Source organism: Stappia sp., from assembly GCF_048261845.1.
In the GTDB taxonomy this organism is placed as follows: Bacteria; Pseudomonadota; Alphaproteobacteria; order Rhizobiales; family Stappiaceae; genus Stappia.
This window is the reverse complement of sequence record NZ_JBLXFR010000025.1, coordinates 17,144-34,569: the sequence shown is the minus strand read 5'-3', so window position 1 is coordinate 34,569 and position 17,426 is coordinate 17,144. Positions and strand designations below refer to the sequence as shown.

Annotated in this window: 17 protein-coding genes; 4 read left to right on the top strand and 13 right to left on the bottom strand. The window is 65.3% G+C overall.

Annotated features, from left to right (window positions below):
- Positions 1–25: 25 nt before the first annotated feature.
- Positions 26–682: a glutathione S-transferase family protein gene (locus ACN0T5_RS12055; protein WP_417768847.1), complete on the top strand. Its 657-nt coding sequence runs from the start codon at positions 26–28 to the stop codon at positions 680–682.
- Between the two features lie 12 nt (positions 683–694).
- Here the strand turns inward: ACN0T5_RS12055 and ACN0T5_RS12050 are convergent, their stop codons facing one another.
- The 5 genes from ACN0T5_RS12050 to ACN0T5_RS12030 form a co-directional block, all read right to left on the bottom strand.
- Positions 695–1,123, bottom strand: coding sequence for an HIT family protein (locus ACN0T5_RS12050; protein ID WP_417768867.1), 429 nt, complete (start codon positions 1,121–1,123; stop codon positions 695–697).
- A gap of 18 nt (positions 1,124–1,141) precedes the next feature.
- Positions 1,142–1,348, bottom strand: coding sequence for a hypothetical protein (locus tag ACN0T5_RS12045; protein ID WP_417768846.1), 207 nt, complete (start codon positions 1,346–1,348; stop codon positions 1,142–1,144).
- Positions 1,345–2,601 (bottom strand): GNAT family N-acetyltransferase, encoded by a 1,257-nt coding sequence (locus ACN0T5_RS12040; RefSeq protein WP_417768845.1) that lies wholly within the window; start codon positions 2,599–2,601, stop codon positions 1,345–1,347. Before ACN0T5_RS12040 ends, ACN0T5_RS12045 begins: the two co-directional genes overlap by 4 nt.
- A 113-nt stretch (positions 2,602–2,714) precedes the next feature.
- Complete coding sequence (locus ACN0T5_RS12035; RefSeq protein WP_417768844.1) at positions 2,715–3,518, bottom strand: glycerophosphodiester phosphodiesterase family protein; 804 nt, start codon at positions 3,516–3,518, stop codon at positions 2,715–2,717.
- Positions 3,515–3,979, bottom strand: a complete 465-nt coding sequence (locus ACN0T5_RS12030) for a RidA family protein (protein ID WP_417768843.1) — start codon at positions 3,977–3,979, stop codon at positions 3,515–3,517. The genes ACN0T5_RS12035 and ACN0T5_RS12030 overlap by 4 nt, the downstream gene beginning before the upstream one ends.
- Positions 3,980–4,173: 194 nt before the next feature.
- Between ACN0T5_RS12030 and ACN0T5_RS12025 the strand changes: the two genes are divergently transcribed.
- Positions 4,174–5,028, top strand: coding sequence for a cell envelope integrity EipB family protein (locus tag ACN0T5_RS12025; protein ID WP_417768842.1), 855 nt, complete (start codon positions 4,174–4,176; stop codon positions 5,026–5,028).
- A 6-nt stretch (positions 5,029–5,034) separates the two neighbouring features.
- Here ACN0T5_RS12025 and ACN0T5_RS12020 read toward each other — a convergent pair whose 3' ends face one another.
- Genes ACN0T5_RS12020 through ACN0T5_RS12010 form a run of 3 tightly spaced genes read right to left on the bottom strand, consistent with a single transcriptional unit; the run spans position 5,035 to position 7,396 of the window.
- Positions 5,035–6,387: a DNA polymerase IV gene (locus tag ACN0T5_RS12020; protein WP_417768841.1), complete on the bottom strand. Its 1,353-nt coding sequence runs from the start codon at positions 6,385–6,387 to the stop codon at positions 5,035–5,037.
- 29 nt (positions 6,388–6,416) lie between these two features.
- Positions 6,417–7,097 (bottom strand): hypothetical protein, encoded by a 681-nt coding sequence (locus ACN0T5_RS12015; protein ID WP_417768840.1) that lies wholly within the window; start codon positions 7,095–7,097, stop codon positions 6,417–6,419.
- Positions 7,094–7,396, bottom strand: a complete 303-nt coding sequence (locus tag ACN0T5_RS12010; protein WP_417768839.1) for a DUF3572 domain-containing protein — start codon at positions 7,394–7,396, stop codon at positions 7,094–7,096. The genes ACN0T5_RS12015 and ACN0T5_RS12010 overlap by 4 nt, the downstream gene beginning before the upstream one ends.
- A 154-nt stretch (positions 7,397–7,550) precedes the next feature.
- On the opposite strand from ACN0T5_RS12010, the gene ACN0T5_RS12005 reads away from it, so the two are divergent.
- On the top strand, positions 7,551–7,919 hold the full coding sequence (locus ACN0T5_RS12005; RefSeq protein ID WP_067216017.1) for a response regulator: 369 nt from the start codon (positions 7,551–7,553) through the stop codon (positions 7,917–7,919).
- Positions 7,920–7,934: 15 nt separating this feature from the next.
- On the top strand, positions 7,935–9,356 hold the full coding sequence (locus tag ACN0T5_RS12000; RefSeq protein ID WP_417768838.1) for a PleD family two-component system response regulator: 1,422 nt from the start codon (positions 7,935–7,937) through the stop codon (positions 9,354–9,356).
- 638 nt (positions 9,357–9,994) lie between these two features.
- Here ACN0T5_RS12000 and rpmG read toward each other — a convergent pair.
- The 5 genes from rpmG to topA all read right to left on the bottom strand — a co-directional run bounded on the left by rpmG (position 9,995) and on the right by topA (position 16,557).
- Positions 9,995–10,162 carry a 50S ribosomal protein L33 gene (gene rpmG / locus ACN0T5_RS11995; RefSeq protein ID WP_306028395.1) on the bottom strand — a complete coding sequence of 56 codons (168 nt, stop codon included), beginning with the start codon at positions 10,160–10,162 and terminating at the stop codon, positions 9,995–9,997.
- A 158-nt stretch (positions 10,163–10,320) separates the two neighbouring features.
- On the bottom strand, positions 10,321–11,064 hold the full coding sequence (locus ACN0T5_RS11990) for an NUDIX hydrolase (protein ID WP_417768837.1): 744 nt from the start codon (positions 11,062–11,064) through the stop codon (positions 10,321–10,323).
- Positions 11,061–11,546: a DUF983 domain-containing protein gene (locus tag ACN0T5_RS11985; RefSeq protein ID WP_417768836.1), complete on the bottom strand. Its 486-nt coding sequence runs from the start codon at positions 11,544–11,546 to the stop codon at positions 11,061–11,063. Before ACN0T5_RS11985 ends, ACN0T5_RS11990 begins: the two co-directional genes overlap by 4 nt.
- Positions 11,543–13,783 carry a ribonuclease R gene (rnr, locus tag ACN0T5_RS11980; protein ID WP_417768866.1) on the bottom strand — a complete coding sequence of 747 codons (2,241 nt, stop codon included), beginning with the start codon at positions 13,781–13,783 and terminating at the stop codon, positions 11,543–11,545. Before rnr ends, ACN0T5_RS11985 begins: the two co-directional genes overlap by 4 nt.
- 86 nt (positions 13,784–13,869) lie before the next feature.
- Positions 13,870–16,557 carry a type I DNA topoisomerase gene (gene topA / locus ACN0T5_RS11975; protein ID WP_417768835.1) on the bottom strand — a complete coding sequence of 896 codons (2,688 nt, stop codon included), beginning with the start codon at positions 16,555–16,557 and terminating at the stop codon, positions 13,870–13,872.
- Positions 16,558–17,426: the final 869 nt, after the last annotated feature.

The following is a 17,426-nucleotide window of genomic DNA, read 5'->3' as shown; positions in this document are numbered from 1 at the left end:
CTTCAAGACGACGAGGAAACCGACAATGTCCGACGACAAGCTGACGCTTTATTACACCCCCCAAAGCCGGGCCAGCACGACCCGGGCGCTGCTCGACGAGCTCGGCGCGCCTTACGACCTTCATGTGCTGAACATGCGCGCCGGCGAGCTGAAGTCTCCCGAGTTCCTCGCCATCAACCCTCTGGGCAAGGTGCCGGCACTGCGCCACGGCGAGACGATCGTGACGGAGTCGGCCGCCATCGCTCTTTACGTGGCGGACCTTTTCCCGCAGGCCGGGCTGACACCGGGGCTCGATGATCCGCGCCGTGGCGCCTATCTGCGCTGGATGGTCTTCTACGGGTCGTCCTTCGAACCGGCGGTGGTCGACAAGGCCTTCGACCGCGAACCCACGCCTCAGTCGCCCTATGGCACGTACGAGCAGGTGGTGGACCTCCTTGCCGAGCAGCTCGGCAAGGCGCCCTACATGCTTGGCGACGAGATTTCCATCGCCGACATCCAGTGGGGCTCGGCCCTGCGCTGGACGCTGATGTTCAAGATCGTGCCGGACCTGCCGGTCTTCACCGAATATGCGCAGCGCATCACGTCGCGGCCGAGCTTCCAGAAGATCTTCGAGGACGAGGCCCGGCTTGTCGCCGAACACGAAGCCGCCGCCGCCAGGTCCGGCAGCGGCGGGCAAGGCTGAACCGGTCGAGGCTCAGGCGAGGGCGGCGCGGATTTTTTTCGCGTTGGCCTCGAGCACGGCCTGATCGGCCATCTCGCCGGTATGCGGGCGCAGCGAAACGCCGGCAAAGCGCGGAATCACATGCACATGCGTGTGGAAGACGACCTGACCGCCGGCGCTTTCGGAAAACTGCTGGATGGTGGTTCCGTCGGCGTCGAAGGCGCGGGCCACGGCATGCGCCATCTTCTGAACGGTTGCCATGACGGCGAAAAGGTCGTCATGCGTGATGTCGAAAATGTTGCGCGAGGGTGCCTTGGGAACGACCAGGACATGACCATCGCCGCGCGGCATGATGTCCATGATGACGAGGGTCTTGTCGTCCTCGTACACCTTGTGCGCCGGAAGCTCGCCGCGCAGGATTTTCGCAAACACGTTCTGGTCGTCATAGGCGGTCGCTTCTATCGGCATTCCCGGCTCCCCTCATGCGCCCGTGCGGGCGGTGTCCGTTTCGTTCTTCTTGGCAGCACAGCCGGCGGCGCGGTTCAAGTTCTGATTCAGATTCAAGTTGAGAAATCGATTCAAGACCTTGTTCCGCAGCCTGAGCCGGCCTGAATGGGCGGGTTCGGAAATCGATTCAATGGCGGCGAAATCGCGAGTCCGATGAATCGGTTGCGAGCCGACCTTCATCCCTTCCGGAAAGGTGTGTACTCGGCGGCGATCACCGCGCTTTCCCGCTCGACCGCCTGGCGTTCACGGGAGAGGTAATCCGCGACCGCGTCACGCAATCCCGGATGCGCGATGTAGTGGGCCGAGCGCGTCACCGCCGGAAGGTAGCCGCGGGCAAGCTTGTGCGCTCCTTGCGCGCCGGCCTCGACGCGCGAAAGGCCCCGGGCGATGGCAAAGTCGATGGCCTGATAGTAACAGACCTCGAAATGCAGGAAGGGGTGGTCTTCGAGGCACCCCCAGTTGCGGCCGAACAGGGCGTGGGAGCCGATCAGGTTGAGCGCGCCGGCGATATAGCGCCCTTCGCGCCGCGCCATCACGAGGAGTACCCGTTCGCCCAGCCGCTCGCCGAGCAGCGAGAAGAAGGGCCGGTTGAGATAGGGGCGGCCCCATTTGCGGGCGCCGGTGTCCTCGTAGAAGGCGTGGAAGGCGTCCCAGTGGTGCTCGCCAATGTCTGCCCCCGTCAGGCATTCGATCTCGATGCCGGATTGAAGCGCCTCGCGGCGCTCCTTGCGGATCTGCTTGCGTTTGCGCGAGGCAAGATCGCCCAGGAAACCGTCGAAATCCGCATAGCCGCGATTGTGCCAGTGGAACTGCTGGTCGAGGCGCTGCAGATAGCCCTCGGTGCCGGCTGCGTCCCATTCGGCCTCCGTCATGAAGGTGATATGGGCGGAGGAGGCCTGCCGCAGCCGGCAGAGGTCGCGCAGCCCCCCTGACAGGGCCGAGATGGCGGCGTTCCGGTCGATGCCGGACGAGGTCAGGAAGCGGCGGCCGGTCGCCGGCGTGAACGGCACGGAACACTGGAGTTTCGGATAATAGTGCCCGCCGGCGCGCTCATAGGCGTCGGCCCAGGCGTGGTCGAAGACATATTCACCCATCGAGTGGGATTTCAAATAGCAGGGCAGGGCGGCGACCGGCTTGCCGTCCGGGTCCTCCAGGACGAGGTGCTGGGGCAGCCAGCCGGCGGCCTGTCCGACGCAGCCGCTCTCCTCGAGGATCGACAGGAAGTCGTGCGATATGAAAGGGTTGTACTCCCTTTCCGGAGATTCCGATTCAACCGCCTGCGGTTCTGATTCAGGAGCAGGAACAGGCGCTCCGGCATCGGAAAGACGCCAGCCGGGATTGGCCATCGCGTCCCACTGCTCGCGCGTGATCTGGCTGAGCCCGCCGATCGCCTTGAGGCGGAATTCGCGGGTTTCGTCATCGCATGCGGTCACTCGGACAGACCTCGGGCATTGCGCGCGGTCCGGCGCGGGGAGGCGCGGGGGAACGCGGATGAAAGACCGGTTCTGAACTTAGGGCGCGATGACCGGCCTTGCAAAGGCGGATGTCAGCGCGATGCGGTCGCCGCGTCGGGATCGAAGCCCTCGAAGACGATCTGGTCGGCGAAGGCGCGGGCCCTTGCAAGGTCCTCGGGCGTGCGCACTGTCCAGGCGATGATCGGCAGGCCGAACAGCCTGCGATGGACCGAAGGGGCAAGCGCCGGAAGGTCCTTGACCCAGTAGGAGACGAAGCTCGGCCGGGTCCTCAGGCTGTGCAGCATGTGGCGCAGCGCAAAGCGCTCGACGCGACTGGCGCGGCCCCATTCCTTCATGTCCCGCGCGCCGTCGCCAAGCGCGCCGCGCGGGATATCGGGCGCGGCCTCGCGCATCAGGGCCATCATTTCCGGGTCGAAGGACTTCACGGCGACGGGCCCGTCATGGCGGGCGAGGCTGTCGGCGATCGACTTGATGAAGGCGCGTTCCGGCGCGCGGCCGAAGCGCGACTTGATCTCGATGCAGAGACCGACCCTGTCACCGACAAGATCCAGGAGATCGTCCAGCCGCCACAGCCGGTCGTCTGTGCCGCGCATCATGACGCGCGACAGTTCGTCCGCGGTCCTGGCGCGAACCGGACCGGTCTCGAAGGTCAGCCGGTCCAGCGTGTCGTCGTGGAAGACGATGGGAACGTCATCGGCGCTTTGCTGCAGGTCGACCTCGATGGAGAATGACTTCTCCATCGCTGCCGTGATGGCCGAAGGGCTGTTTTCGATGCAGCCCTTCGCAGCGTCATGATAGCCGCGATGGGCGATCGGGCGGGTCGTCAGCCAGGAAATGTCACGCATGGTCCACCGGCCCGCCTGAACGCGTTTCATTCGACCTCGAAGATCCCCTCGACCTCGACGGCGACGCCGAAGGGGAGACCGGCCACGCCTACGGCGGAGCGGGCATGACGGCCGACATCGCCGAGCGCTTCCACGAGGAAGTCGGAGGCGCCGTTCATCACTTTCGGCTGGTCGCCGAAATCCGGAGCGGAATTGACAAAGCCGACGATCTTGACGAGCCGGACGATCTTGTCGAGGTCGCCGAGAGCGGCCTTCGCCTGGGCGAGCAGGTTGATGGCGCAAAGGCGCGCCGCGGCCTGACCGTCCTCGATGGAGACCCCGGCGCCGAGCTTGCCCTGGTATTCGATGCCGTTCGCGCCCATCGGAATCTGTCCGGAGACGAAGAGCTGGTTGCCCGTGCGCACGAAGGGCACGTAGTTGGCCGCCGGTGCGGCTGCCTGCGGAAGCGTTACACCCAGTTCGGCAATGCGTGCCTCGATCTTACCCGACATCCGTGTCCTCCTTTGCGACTGCGGCCGCGACATTGGCGCAATTCCCGTGCTGCATCAAGCCGGCGCGCCGGACGGCGGATCGGAAAGGCGTGGACGATCCAGCGAACTCCCGGTTTGCGGCCTGCGAATGGGGCTGGTGGCGCGACGCAGGATAGGCAAGACTGTTTGACGAGGCTTCGAAGGAGACGCATTTGATGGTTCATATTCGCAAGGGGCGGGCGTTGACGATCGCCGGAATGGCGGTTGCTGTTGTCCTGGGTGCGGGTGTCGCGACGGCCGGCGCAAGCGGGGCTCTGCAGCCGCACCGGGCCATCTACGACCTGACGCTTGCCGACACGTCCCAGGCAGCGGGCATCTCCGGTGTTCGCGGGCGGATGGTCTACGAGTTCACCGGCGGTCCTTGTGAGGGCTACAGCGTGTCTTTCCGCTTCGTCACACAGGTCGCGGACGAGGGTGGAAACGTGCGGGTCACCGACCTGCAGACGAGTTCCTTCGAGGAACCGGCCGGCAGGGCGTTCCAGTTCGTTTCCAAGACCTTCGTCAACCAGAAGCTCAGCGAGGAGACGCACGGACGGGCCGAACACAAGAGCTCGGCCATCGAACTGGACCTCAAGAAGCCGGCCGAAGAGGAAGTGACGCTTCCCGGCGACGCCCTGTTCCCGACCGAACACCTGACGCGGCTGATCGAGAACGCCAACAACGGCAAGCCGATCTTCGTTGCCGACATCTTCGACGGATCGGAGTCGGGGCAGAAGATCTACGAGACCACGGCGGTGATCGGGCCGCAGCGCGACGGGCCGGGTGCGGCGGAAAAGGACGATCCCAAGGCGGTCGAAACGATTGGCGAACACCGGCACTGGCCCGTGACGATCTCCTATTTCGACGGCTCCAGCGACCATACCGGCGAGCGCATGCCGATCTACCAGCTCAGCTTCCTGCTCTACGAGAACGGCATCAGCCGCAGGCTGCTTCTTGATTATGGCGACTTCGAACTGCGCGGAAACCTGGTGGAACTGACGCGAATCGACGCGACGCCCTGCAAGGATTGAGGCGCGTCAGCCGTCCCGCTGGCGGCGCGGGTCGCCGGAGCGCGTGAGGCCGAGTTCGACGGCCTGCTTGCCGAATTTCGAGCGCAGGGCGTCGATGGCCCGTTCCGCCCTGGCGCGCTGGCCGGCGGCCGGATCGACGAGATCGTCCGGATCGGCCTGCGCAGCGCCCGCGAGTTCCGAAACACCGATACCGATCAGGCGGAAGCGGCGCCCGTCCGCGACAGCGCGCAGCAGTTCATCGCCGGTACGGAAGATGCGGTCGGCCAGTTGCGTCGGATCGCCGAGGCTGCGCGAGCGGGTGACGGTCTTGAAATCCGGGGTCTTGAGCTTCAGCGTCACGGTGCGGCCGGACAGGTCGGCAGCCTTCAGACGCGCCGACACTTCCTCGCTCAGGCGGCGAAGGATGGCGCGCAGCTTCTCCGGGTCGGAAATGTCGGTGTTGAAGGTGGTTTCGCTGGAAACGCTCTTCGTCTCCCGGTCCGGAGAAACGCGGCGATCGTCCCGGCCCCAGGCAAGGGTGGCGAGGCGCAGGCCCATGGTGCCGTAGCGCCGGGCGAGGGTTGTGGCGTCCATCTCCTGAAGCTGGCCGATGGTCTTCAGCCCGTCGGCGGCCAGCTTCTCCCGAAAAACCTTGCCGACACCCCAGATCAGCCCGATCGGCTGTCCGGCAAGGAAGTGCGCGGCTTCCTGCGCCCCGATCACCGAGAAGCCGCGCGGCTTGTCGAGATCCGAGGCGATCTTGGCGAGGAACTTGTTGGGAGCAAGTCCGATGGACACGGTAACGCCGATGTCGCGTTCGATCTCGCGGGCGAGGCGGGCGAGGGTCTCGGCCGGCGGCGCATGGTGCAGGCGCTCGGTGCCGGTCATGTCGAGAAACGCCTCGTCGATCGACAGCGGCTCCACCAGCGGTGTCAGCGTGCGCATGCGCTCGCGTATCTCGCGGCCGACCCGCACGTATTTCGCCATGTCCGGCTTGATGATGACGGCGTCCGGGCAGGCTTCGCGGGCCTTGAACATCGGCATGGCCGACCGCACGCCATGGATGCGGGCGATATAGCAACACGTCGAGACCACGCCCCGGGTCCCTCCGCCGATGATCACCGGCTTGTCGAGGAGATCCGGGTTGTCGCGCTTTTCGACGGAGGCGTAGAAGGCGTCGCAGTCGATATGGGCGATGACGAGATTGTCGAGTTCCGGATGAGAAATCACGCGGGGGCTGCCGCAGGCGGCGCAGCGCGGCCGGCCGGCCCGCGTCAGGACCGGCATGCGCGATCCGCAGTCGCGGCAAAGCGCACGCAGCGGAGCCGCACCGCTGTCGTCGCCCGCTGCCTTCGCGCCCTGCATGCCCGTGCCGGTCATGCCCGCATCCTTCGCCCTGGCGCCTGCCGTCAGGCGCCGATCCGGTTGCGAATATAGGCGCCCGCGTCGCGCCAGTCATGGGTCTTCAGCGCGACGCCGTCGATCTCCCCGGCGCCGGCGAAGAAGCGTCGGTCCGCGATGAAATGGACGAGGGTGCTCGTTGCATGGCTGTCGCGCACCGAAAGGATGTTGGTGGCGCTGTCGTCGATGAAGACCACCGGTGCGCGGCGCCCCGCGGCAAGGGCCGCGACCGCGCCTCCCTTGGGTCCGGAATTGGTGAGAAGCGGGTATTCCATGCCGTGCCCGGCAAGGTTGGCAATGCGCGGTTCCCGGTTCCAGTCGCCGGGAAGATTGGTCAGGAAGACGATATCGGCCCTGTCCGACAGGGAACGCAGCGCCTCGGCCGCGCCGTCGACCGGTTGCTGCCGGGGCGCCCAGTCGTCGAAAAAGGCCTGGATCAGGGCCCGCACGGCCGTGCCGTCGAGCAACTGGCCGGCCGTGTCGGCGATGTTGCCGGTCAGCTTGTACTCATGCGACAGGAACGCGAATCCCTGTTCGCCGAGATGCGCCTCGAAAGGCGCCAGGAAATGAAGCACGACCTCGTCGACATCGCAGATGACGAGGGGACGTTCAGGATCCGCCGGATGGCGCCTCGCGTGCTCGCGGATCTGGGCGAGGGTCTGGGGCCTGACGGGGGTCGGTTCGCTCATTCCAGGGGGCCTTCCGATCCGCCATCAAGCGCATAGCGGGCCGCGGCGATGGATGTCGGGCGCAGGCCGCGCGCCTCGCAGAAAGAGAGCAGCAGCGATTCGTGCGCCATGTAGAATTCCAGCACGCCGACGAGGAAGCCGGGCTCCCTGGCCGCGTCGCGCAGCTCCGCCGGGCCGATGCCGGCGAGCGCCAGGAAACGGCCGAGATGCTCAAGGTCCGCAGCGAGATAGCCGAGGGCGTCGGTTGCGAGCGCCTCCGCTTCATCCGCGCCAAAACGGGCCGGGTACCGCTCCGTCATTTGCGTTTGCCTTTCCGAAACGAATTACGTCTACGATATATGGTACCTATCGTGGGAAAGGGGCCGACGCCAGTCACGCTCTCGCCATGCCGGCGCATCTTCGCCCGGCACGTGAGCCGCAGGTGGCCCGGGCGCGGGGACGAAGGCGAGTATTATGGCTAAGACCGTGCTGATTGTTGAGGACAACGAACTCAACATGAAGCTGTTTCATGACCTCCTGGAAGCGCATGGCTACCAGACGCTCCAGACCCGCACGGGCATGGAGGCGCTGGAGCTTGCGCGCGAACATCGCCCGCAGCTGATCCTGATGGATATCCAGTTGCCGGAAGTGTCGGGCCTTGAGGTCACGAAATGGATCAAGGAAGACGACGACCTCAAGACCATTCCGGTCATCGCAGTCACCGCTTTCGCGATGAAGGGCGATGAGGAACGAATCCGGCAGGGAGGCTGCGAGGCCTATATTTCCAAGCCGATTTCGGTCGCGAAGTTTCTCGAAACCGTTCGTTCCTATCTGGGCGACTGACCGACAGGCGGAGGCATGAGCGGGCGCATACTCGTCGTCGACGACGTCAAGGCGAATGTCAGGCTTCTGGAAGCCCGGCTTGGAGCGGAGTATTTCGATGTCCGCTCCGCCGCCAATGGCGAGGAGGCGCTCGCGCTCATCGCCTCCTGGCCGTGCGACATTGTCCTGCTCGACGTGATGATGCCGGGGCTCGATGGATTCGAGGTCTGCCGCCGCATCAAGTCCGATCCGCGCAGCGCCCATGTTCCCGTCATCCTGGTCACCGCGCTGGACCGGACAGACGACCGGATCAAGGGCCTGCGGGCCGGGGCCGACGAGTTCCTGACCAAGCCGGTCAACGATGTGACCCTGGTGGCACGGGTGAAGAACCTGGTGGCGCTGAAACGCGTCACCGACGAATTGCGGCTGAGGGCACAGACCGGTTCGCAACTCGGCCTGACGACACCTTTCGATCCTGCGAGGGAGGAGGAGGCGCGGCTGCTGCTGGTCGACGACCGGCCGACCTCAAGCTCGCGGCTGGTGGAGGCGCTTGGGCGCGAATATGTCGTCGATGTGGAAGGCACGGCGCCTCAGGGACTGATCGCGGCGGCGGAAAAATCCTATGACACGATCCTGATCAATCTCGGCCTTGCGTCCTATGACGCCCTGCGGCTCGTATCGCAACTCCGCGCGCTGGAGCGTACGCGGCTGGTGCCGATCGTCCTGGTGGCCGATCCCGATGACACCGCCCGCACGACGCGGGCGCTGGAACTGGGCGTGAACGACTATGTCCTGCGCCCCGTCGAGCGGACCGAATTGCTGCTGCGGATGCGTTCGCAGATCACCCGCAAACGGGGCAACGACCGGTTGGCGGCCGATGTCGAGCAGACCATCGCGATGGCGATCACCGACCCGCTGACCGGCCTGCGCAATCGGCGCTACCTTGAGACGCATCTCGTCAGCCTCGTCCGCCAGGCGCGCGAGGCGGAATTGCCGCTGTCGGTGATGGTCATCGATATCGATCACTTCAAGCGCATCAACGACCTCCACGGGCATGACGCCGGTGACAGGGTGATCCGTGAAGTGGCGCGGCGCCTGCGCGCACACACGCGCAGCCTCGACATGGCCTGCCGCTACGGAGGCGAGGAGTTCGTCATCCTGATGCCGGAAACCACGCTGGACACGGCGGAAGGGGTTGCCGAGCGTTTGCGCAGGCTGATCGAGACGGAGGCGTTCGCGCTGCCCTCGCAGGACGAGATGCTGGTGACCGTCAGCATCGGTGTCGCCGGGTTCACGGGTCCGGACGACAATGGCGAGGCGATGATCAAGCGGGCCGACCAGGCTCTTTACGAGGCCAAGGGCTCGGGGCGCAACAAGGTGGCACGGGACCGCAAGGCCACGGCCTCGCGGTCGCCGGAGACGCGTCCCGACGCCGGCCGGAAGACGCTGACCGGATAGAAAGTCCCGTTCTGTGCCTCGCGCTCCTGCCGGATCGGGGCTGTCCTGGTTCGAACGCGTGCCCTGGCAGCTATCCGGAAACCTGGCGGGCGGGGGAGCGGTCGCGACGGCACCAGGCGGGGAGCGCGCCGGTTCGAGCAAGAATGTTACGAATTTCGACCGTTAACCGAATTCATTTACATAAAAGGAAAATAAATTCTTAATAAAATGCGCCGGTCTATTGATTCGAAAGGCGCTTTGGGTAGTCTGCCGTTGAAAGAACGGCGATGTTTCGCTCCGGAACATCATCGTGCGACCCGGAAGCGCGCTGCGTCAGCGGCCAATCCGGGCAGGTTCCCACGGAAAGTTCAGGTCCGCCGCATCTCCTGACACCGTGGGTTTGATCGGCGTCCCGCGGGTTGGAGTGGCCTCCTCGTGTAAGCCCGGCAGGGACGCCGATCGCCTCTTTTCTTCCAGGAAATCCAATGCCATTGCCGTCAGGCATTACCTGCCGCGACCGGCCATGCCCTGTTGCTTGCCGTCATGCATGACAGGGCGAACAGGGCGCCGCGTCCTCGTCCCCGGCTGCAACAGGCGACCAGAATCGAAAAAGGCTCCCGAAGGAGCCTCTGTCTCTGTCGTCGTCTGGAAGCCAGATCTTACTTGATCTTGGCTTCGCGGAACTCGACATGCTTCTTCGCGACCGGGTCGTACTTCCGCTTGACCATCTTCTCGGTCATCGTGCGGGAGTTCTTCTTCGTCACGTAGAAGAAGCCTGTGTCGGCCGTCGACAGCAGCTTGATCTTGATGGTGTTGGCCTTGGCCATCGTTCTTGTCCTTGCACTGGTGTCCGGCCGTACGTCGGAGGCTCCGTCAGATTCGGAGAAGACGCTCCACCGGGTATTCCTTGGAAACTGAGCGCGCACCATACGTTTCGCGCGCCCAAAGTCAAGCGGGAAGGCTGGCCCGTCGCGCTCATTCGGCGTCAGATTTCCTCGCGAACGAATCCCGAGCCGCGCCAGTAGTAATAGGGCACCGGTGTTGCCGGGTCGAGATCCGGATCGACCGCCAGGCGCGCCTGCAATTCCTCGATGATCGTCAGTGTGATGGTCGGCAGTTCCAGTGCCTTCGCATCATCGAGCGACAGCCAGTGGACGTCCTCCAGCTCGCCGGAAGGGCCGGTTCCGGAGGGTAGGCGGTCGGCGATGGCGTCTGCGAAGACAGCGAGGAAGCGGGTGTCGAAGCGGCGTGGCCGGCGGGGCGGGGTGATGGCCCGCGCGATCAGGCGGATCGGTGTCAGGTCGGGCAGCAGGCGGCGTTCGGAAAACGCCGCCATGTCGTCCTTGCCCTGCCAGGCGAGATCGCTCGGGGTTCCGACCAGCAGGCCGGCTTCCTCGTAGGTCTCGCGCACCGCCGCCACCGTGAAGGCCCGCGCCCGGGCCTCGGTCCTGGGCGTCTTCATGGCGTGCGTGAGTTTGCGCGCCACTTCCGGGTGATAGCTGCCGGTTACCGGAATGCGGCTGTCGGCCGGATCGACCCGGCCGCCGGGAAACACGAACATGCCCGGCATGAAGCGGTGGCGCATGTGACGGCGTCCCATCAGGACGCGCGGGCTGCCGCCATCGCTCCGGTCGAGAACCAGCAGTGTCGCCGCATCCTTCGGCCGCAGGTTCGGGTTGTTCATGTGACGCTCGGCCTGGGACAGGCGTTGCACGAGGTTCTCGCTCATGCGCGTGTGCCATCTCCGCCGAAATCGATCCCCGGTTCGTCGTCGCCGATCGCGTTGGGGTCGAAACCGTGCATGTAGTTGGCCCATTGCAGGCCGATAAGCGCGCCCTTGATCGGCGGCAGGCAAAAGAGCGTCATCGCGACGATGAGTGGCAGCCAGAGCACCAGATGGACCCACATGGGGGGCACCATCATCACCTCGACGGCCAGCGCGATCGGCAGCACCACATGTCCGACAACGAAGATCGTGCAATAGGGCGGGGCATCGTCGGCGCGATGGTGGTGAAGTTCCTCGCCGCAGGACGCGCAGACCGGCTCGACCTTCAGATACTTGCCGTAAAGGCGGCCGGTGCCGCAGTTGGGGCACAGGCCCTTGGCGCCGAGCAACATCGCACGGGCGACGTCGCGCCGGGGCTTGGCGGCCACGGTGGCAGGGGTGGCGGGGCCGCCGATGCCGGCGGTACCAGCGTAGGTCACAGTCATTTGCGCCGTCCTTTCGGGGGGCCGCCGGTCTTTCCGGCACGGCCGGCGCCACCGCCGCGTGCGTGCTTGCGGTTGCGCGAGATCGTGCGCTCGCGCGCACTCTTTCGCTTGTGATAGTGACCTTCGCTCAAAAGTTCAAACCGCAGCGCGCCCGCATAGGGGGCCGCTTCGACCAGTCGCACCTCGACGCGGTCGCCCAAAGCGAAGGTTTCGCCTGTGGTTCGGCCGCTCATCGAATGCGACGATTCGTCGTAATGGTAATAATCGTCGCCGATGGTCGAAGCGGGCACGAAGCCGTCGGCGCCGGTGTCGTCGAGCCGCACGAAGAGGCCGGACTTCACGACACCGGAGATACGGCCGGTGAAGCGGGCGCCCACCTGGTCGGCGAGCCACAGCGCGATCAGCCGGTCGACGGTGTCGCGCTCGGCCAGCATGGCGCGGCGCTCCGCGGTCGACACATCCGCGCCGATCGCCTCCAGCTTTGCTTCCATGCCATCGGGAAGGCCGTCATCGCCGATCTTCAGCGCTCGGATCAGGCCGCGATGGACGATGAGATCGGCATAGCGGCGGATCGGCGAGGTGAAATGCGCGTAGCGGCGCAGGTTGAGGCCGAAATGGCCGATATTCTCCGGTGAATACTCGGCCTGGGCCTGGCTGCGCAGGATCACCTGGTTGACGAGTTCCGCCTCGGGCGTGCCCTCGACCTTGTGCAGGATCGTGTTGAAGGCGGCGGGACGCAACCCGCCGCTGGCGGCGAGCCGGACACCCAGCGTCGACAGGAATTCCTTGAGCGCTTCGAGTTTTTCCGGGCTGGAGGCATCGTGTACCCGGTACAGCAATGGCACGCCGGCCTTTTCCAGGGTCTCCGCCGCCGCGACATTGGCCTGGATCATGAATTCCTCGATCAGCTTGTGCGCATCGAGGCGTTCCGGCGTGTAGACATCCTCGACGGTGCCATCGGATTTCAGCCGGATCTTGCGCTCGGGCAGGTCCAGATCGAGCGGCTCGCGGGCCTGCCGTCCGCGCTTGAGGCAGTCATAGGCGGCCCAGAGCGGCTTGAGAATGTCCTCCAGGACGGCCTGGGAGACGTCGCTGGAGCTGCCGTCGATGGCGGCTTGCGCCTGCTGGTACGACAGTTTCACCGCCGAGCGCATCATCACCCGGTGGAAACTGTGGCGCAGCTTGTTGCCCTTGGCATCGAAGACCATGCGCACGGCCATGGCCGGCCGGTCCTCGCCTTCCTTGAGCGAGCACAGGCCGTTCGACAGCGCTTCCGGCAGCATCGGGATGACGCGATCGGGGAAGTAGACCGAATTGCCGCGCAGGTGGGCCTCCCGGTCGAGCGGCTCTCCCGGACGCACGTAATAGGCGACATCGGCGATGGCGACGGTCGCGACATGGCCGTCCGGATTGGCCGGATCCGTGTCGGGTTCCGCATGGACGGCGTCGTCATGGTCCTTGGCGTCGGCCGGGTCGATCGTGATCAGGGGCAGTTTGCGCCAGTCTTCGCGGCCTTTCAGCGTCGCTGCCCTGGCGCTTTCCGCTGCCTCGATCACACGGTCGGGAAAGCTGTGCGGAATACCATGCGTGTGCAGCGCGATTTCCGAGACCGCCATTTCCGAATGCATCGCACCGATGCGCTTGTCGATCCGCCCGCGGGGCGCGCCATAGCGGCCGGAACGGGCGATGGCGACCGAGACGAGGTCGCCGTCGACGGCGTCCTTCAGGTCGCTCGTGTCGATGTCCATTTCCTTCTGGCGCCGGTCGATCGGTTCCAGGAAGGTCCGGGGTCCGGATTGCCGCAGGATGCCCAGCACGCTCGCTGCCTGCCGCTCGAGCAGCTTCACGACGCGTCCCGCCCGGGTTGCTTCCGCGCCCGGGTCGTCGGAGGACAGCCGGATCAGCAGGCGGTCGCCAAGGCCGGGCGCGCGCGTTTCAGAGCGCTTGCGATCGGGAACCACGAGGATCTTCGGCGGTGCGCCGTGCTCCTCCGCGTCCCAACTGGCCGGTTCGGCCAGCAATTCGCCGTCCGCGTCGCGGGCACTCACATGCACGACGAGCACGGGCGGCAGGTCGCCGGGGCGGGCCAGCTTCTTCTGGCGCTTTTCCAGCAGGCCGTCGTCAGCCATCTCGCGCAGCAGGCGCTTCAGGTAGATGCGGGCGCCGCCGGTGATGCCGAAATGACGGGCGATCTCGCGCTTGCCCGCCATCGCCGGATTTGCGGCGACAAAGGCCATGATCTCGTCGCGGCCGGGAAGTTCGGCGCTGCCTTTTGCCTTGGCGCCCTTTTTCGCTGCGGGCGGTCGCTTGGGACCCTTTGTGCTCAAGAGCCATCATCCTTGGCGGCGGCCGTCTTTTTCGACGCGGTCTTCTTGGCCGCCGGCTTCTTCGCAGGCGCCTTCTTGGCTGCCGGTTTCTTGGCGGCAGCCTTTTTGGCGGGGGCCTTTTTCGCGGGGGCCTTGCCGGATTTTGCCGCCTTGGCGTTGACCAGCTCGACCGCTTCCTCAACCGTGATGGTGAGCGGGTCCTTGCCCTTGGGCAAGGTGGCGTTGATCTTCGCCCATTTCACGTAAGGGCCGTAGCGTCCGTCCTGGACGGTCATCGCGCCGCCATCGGGATGCTCGCCAAGCTCCTTCAGCGGGGCCGCGGTCGCGCGGCCGCGCGCGCCCTTGGCACGCTTTTCGGCGAGAGCATCGACAGCACGGTTGATGCCGACGGAGAACACTTCCTCGGCGCTTTCCAGGTTGGCATAGGTGCCTTCGTGCAGGACGAAGGGACCGTAGCGCCCGATGCCGGCGGAGATCATCTTGCCGTCTTCGGGATGCGGGCCGACCTCACGGGGCAGGGAGAGGAGCTGGAGGGCCTTGTCGAGATCCATCTCCGAGGCCTGCCAGCCGCGCGGCAGAGACGAGCGCTTGGGCTTGGCTTCCTCGCCGAGCTGCACATAGGGGCCGAACCGGCCGGAGCGAAGCGTGACGTCGAGACCGGTTTCCGGGTCCTGGCCAAGCAGCTTCGGGCCGTCGGCGATCTCGGTGTCGCCGTCGCCGTTGCCGGCAGACAATTGCCTCGTGTATCCGCAATGGGGAGGGTTCTCGTTGGGAACCTTGCCCTCGAGCTTTTCCTTGTCGTAGTGGGAGCACCCCACGAAGGCGCCGAAGCGGCTGACCTTCAGCGACAGGCGACCGCTGCCGCATGCGGGACACTTGCGCGGATCCTCGCCATTGCCGGCGTCCGGGAAGACGTGGGCGGCGAGCATCTCGTTGAGCGCCTCCAGCACCTCCGATACCCGCAGATCCTTGATCTCGTGCACGGTGTTGGAGAATTCCTTCCAGAAATCGCGCAAGACATCCTTCCAGGACAATTCGCCGGCCGAGATGCGGTCGAGTTTCTCCTCAAGCGCGGCGGTGAAGTCGAACTCTACATAGCGGTCGAAGAAGCTCTCCAGGAACGCGGTCACAAGGCGCCCCTTGTCCTCGGGGACGAGGCGCTTGCCGTCTAGATTGACGTATTCGCGGTCGCGCAGGGTCTGCAGCGTCGAGGCATAGGTCGAGGGCCGGCCAATGCCGAGCTCTTCCATCTTCTTGACGAGCGTTGCCTCGGTGAAGCGGGCAGGGGGCTCGGTGAAATGCTGCGCGGTCTCGACCGACTGCCGGCTGACGGCCTCGCCCGCGGCCATTGCCGGAAGCCTGCGGCTGTCCTCGTCCTCCTCGTCGTCGCGGCCTTCCTGGTAGAGCGACAGGAAGCCGTCGAAGCGGACCACCTGGCCGGTGGCGCGCAGGACGGCCGCGCCGGACGGCGCCTTGGCGTCAATGTCGGCGGTGGTCCGTTCCAGAACGGCGGATTCCATCTGCGAGGCGATGGTCCGCTTCCAGATCAGTTCGTAAAGGCGGGCCGCGTCCGGGTCGAGATAGCGGGCAACGTCGCGCGGGCGCCGGGTCAGTTCCGTCGGACGGATGGCCTCGTGCGCCTCCTGGGCGTTCTTCGCCTTGGAGGAGTAGTGGCGAGGCTTTTCCGGGACGTATTCGGGACCGTAATCCTTGCCGATCACGTTGCGGGCGGAGGCGATGGCCTCGCCGGCGATCTGCACGCCGTCGGTTCGCATATAGGTAATGAGGCCGACGGTCTCGCCGCCGATATCAGCACCCTCATAGAGCTTCTGCGCAACCTGCATGGTGCGGGCGGCGGCGAACCCGTATTTGCGCGAGGCCTCCTGCTGCAGCGTGGAGGTGGTGAAGGGAGCCGCCGGATGGCGGCGTTGCGGCTTGGACTCGACATTGGCGACGGTCAGTGTCGCGGCGCGCAGGACCGAGGCGATCTTGTCCGCCTCCGCCTCGTTGGCGATGTCGAGGCGGCCGAGCTTCTTGCCTTCGAAGGTCGCGATGCGCGCCTGGAAGGCGACGCCGGCAAAGGTCTGCAGGTTGGCAAGGACAGACCAGTATTCCTGCCGCACGAAGCGCTCGATTTCCGCTTCCCGGTCGCAGACAAGACGCAGCGCCACCGACTGGACGCGCCCGGCGGAGCGGGCACCCGGCAGCTTGCGCCAGAGGACCGGCGACAGGGTGAAGCCGACGAGATAATCGAGCGCGCGGCGCGCCAGATAGGCATCGACGAGCGGCTCGTCGATGTCGCGCGGGTTGGCCATCGCATCGAGCACCGACTTCTTGGTGATCGCATTGAAGACGACGCGCTGGACCGGCATGTCCTTCAGCGCCTTCTTCTGCCGGAGCACTTCAAGCACGTGCCACGAAATGGCTTCGCCTTCCCGGTCCGGGTCAGTGGCGAGGATGAGCCGGTCGGCGCCTTTCACGGCGCGGACGATGTCGTTGAGGCGCTTCTGGGACTTGGCGTCCACGTCCCAGGTCATGGCGAAGTCGTCGTCCGGGAGGACGGATCCGTCCTTGGCGGGGAGGTCGCGGACATGGCCATAGGAGGCGAGGACCTGATAGTCCGAGCCAAGATACTTGTTGATTGTCTTGGCCTTGGCCGGCGATTCCACGATGACGATATTCATGAGACCCCAAACAGGAATACGGGCGCTCCGCTCCGGCGGAGCGGCGGTACAACTTTGACCAGCATGCGCGACTGACGCGGGACGATCCCCCAATTGCATGGCCGCTGTCAAATGACCTTTCCCGCAAGGCTGGTCAAGGGCTGCGGGACGCACCGGCGGCCGATCATCGTGCAGGGGACACCTGGAGAGGGCAGCAATTCCGGTTCCCGGAGGTGCGGAACGAGACGCGGGACCCCGGCGCACGCGAGCGGATTGGGACCGGACGAAGCCTCCCGCCGGACAGGGACGAGGGGCGCGGGACGTCGTCACCTGCCCCGCCGGCGGCAACCGAAAGTCAAATGGCTGCCTTGCAACCAATTGTTTTTAACGTGTAGTATGATTGTAGAAAACCAAAGGTTGTACAACTTCCGCCAGCCGTCAAAATCGGCCAATCACCGGGTCACAAAATGCCGATCGAATCCCACAAGGACCGCTCCGAAGCCGCGCGCTACTGTGCCCAGATATGCCGGGAGCTGAGAGATCTGGCATCTCATAACGAATTGGATTTTCTTGCATATCTTCTTGAGATGGCTCGGGTTGAGGCATTTGACCGGCACGCCGACATGGAGCGCGCGAGTGCGGAAAAAGTTGTGCGCAGGTAAAATTTACCTGAGGTTGTGTTTCCGGTGGTGATTGCACGGAACTGACGAGGTCGCCAGCACGTCCGAAAACTGGTTGTATTTTATACAACCACAATCTCTATTCAGGGTGGTAAAGGGGCTCGTTCGGGGTGCACAACCGTCGCGGGCATGGTGGTGGAGGTGCGTTTGCCGTTGTGGAACGGGTTTCCGCGGCCTGCCGGCGCGGATCGCAGCAAGTTGATCGTGCTC

Coding starts and splice junctions, on each gene's coding strand:
- rnr (WP_417768866.1), bottom strand. CDS start 13,783: ATGGCCTTTGTCGCCGCAAATCCGGCGATGGCGGGCAAGCGCGAGATC.
- ACN0T5_RS12000 (WP_417768838.1), top strand. CDS start 7,935: ATGAGCGGGCGCATACTCGTCGTCGACGACGTCAAGGCGAATGTCAGG.
- ACN0T5_RS11990 (WP_417768837.1), bottom strand. CDS start 11,064: ATGAGCGAGAACCTCGTGCAACGCCTGTCCCAGGCCGAGCGTCACATG.
- topA (WP_417768835.1), bottom strand. CDS start 16,557: ATGAATATCGTCATCGTGGAATCGCCGGCCAAGGCCAAGACAATCAAC.
- ACN0T5_RS12015 (WP_417768840.1), bottom strand. CDS start 7,097: ATGAGCGAACCGACCCCCGTCAGGCCCCAGACCCTCGCCCAGATCCGC.
- ACN0T5_RS12030 (WP_417768843.1), bottom strand. CDS start 3,979: ATGTCGGGTAAGATCGAGGCACGCATTGCCGAACTGGGTGTAACGCTT.
- ACN0T5_RS12025 (WP_417768842.1), top strand. CDS start 4,174: ATGGTTCATATTCGCAAGGGGCGGGCGTTGACGATCGCCGGAATGGCG.
- ACN0T5_RS12010 (WP_417768839.1), bottom strand. CDS start 7,396: ATGACGGAGCGGTACCCGGCCCGTTTTGGCGCGGATGAAGCGGAGGCG.
- ACN0T5_RS12020 (WP_417768841.1), bottom strand. CDS start 6,387: ATGACCGGCACGGGCATGCAGGGCGCGAAGGCAGCGGGCGACGACAGC.
- ACN0T5_RS12055 (WP_417768847.1), top strand. CDS start 26: ATGTCCGACGACAAGCTGACGCTTTATTACACCCCCCAAAGCCGGGCC.
- ACN0T5_RS11985 (WP_417768836.1), bottom strand. CDS start 11,546: ATGACTGTGACCTACGCTGGTACCGCCGGCATCGGCGGCCCCGCCACC.
- ACN0T5_RS12035 (WP_417768844.1), bottom strand. CDS start 3,518: ATGAAACGCGTTCAGGCGGGCCGGTGGACCATGCGTGACATTTCCTGG.
- ACN0T5_RS12045 (WP_417768846.1), bottom strand. CDS start 1,348: ATGAAGGTCGGCTCGCAACCGATTCATCGGACTCGCGATTTCGCCGCC.
- ACN0T5_RS12005 (WP_067216017.1), top strand. CDS start 7,551: ATGGCTAAGACCGTGCTGATTGTTGAGGACAACGAACTCAACATGAAG.
- rpmG (WP_306028395.1), bottom strand. CDS start 10,162: ATGGCCAAGGCCAACACCATCAAGATCAAGCTGCTGTCGACGGCCGAC.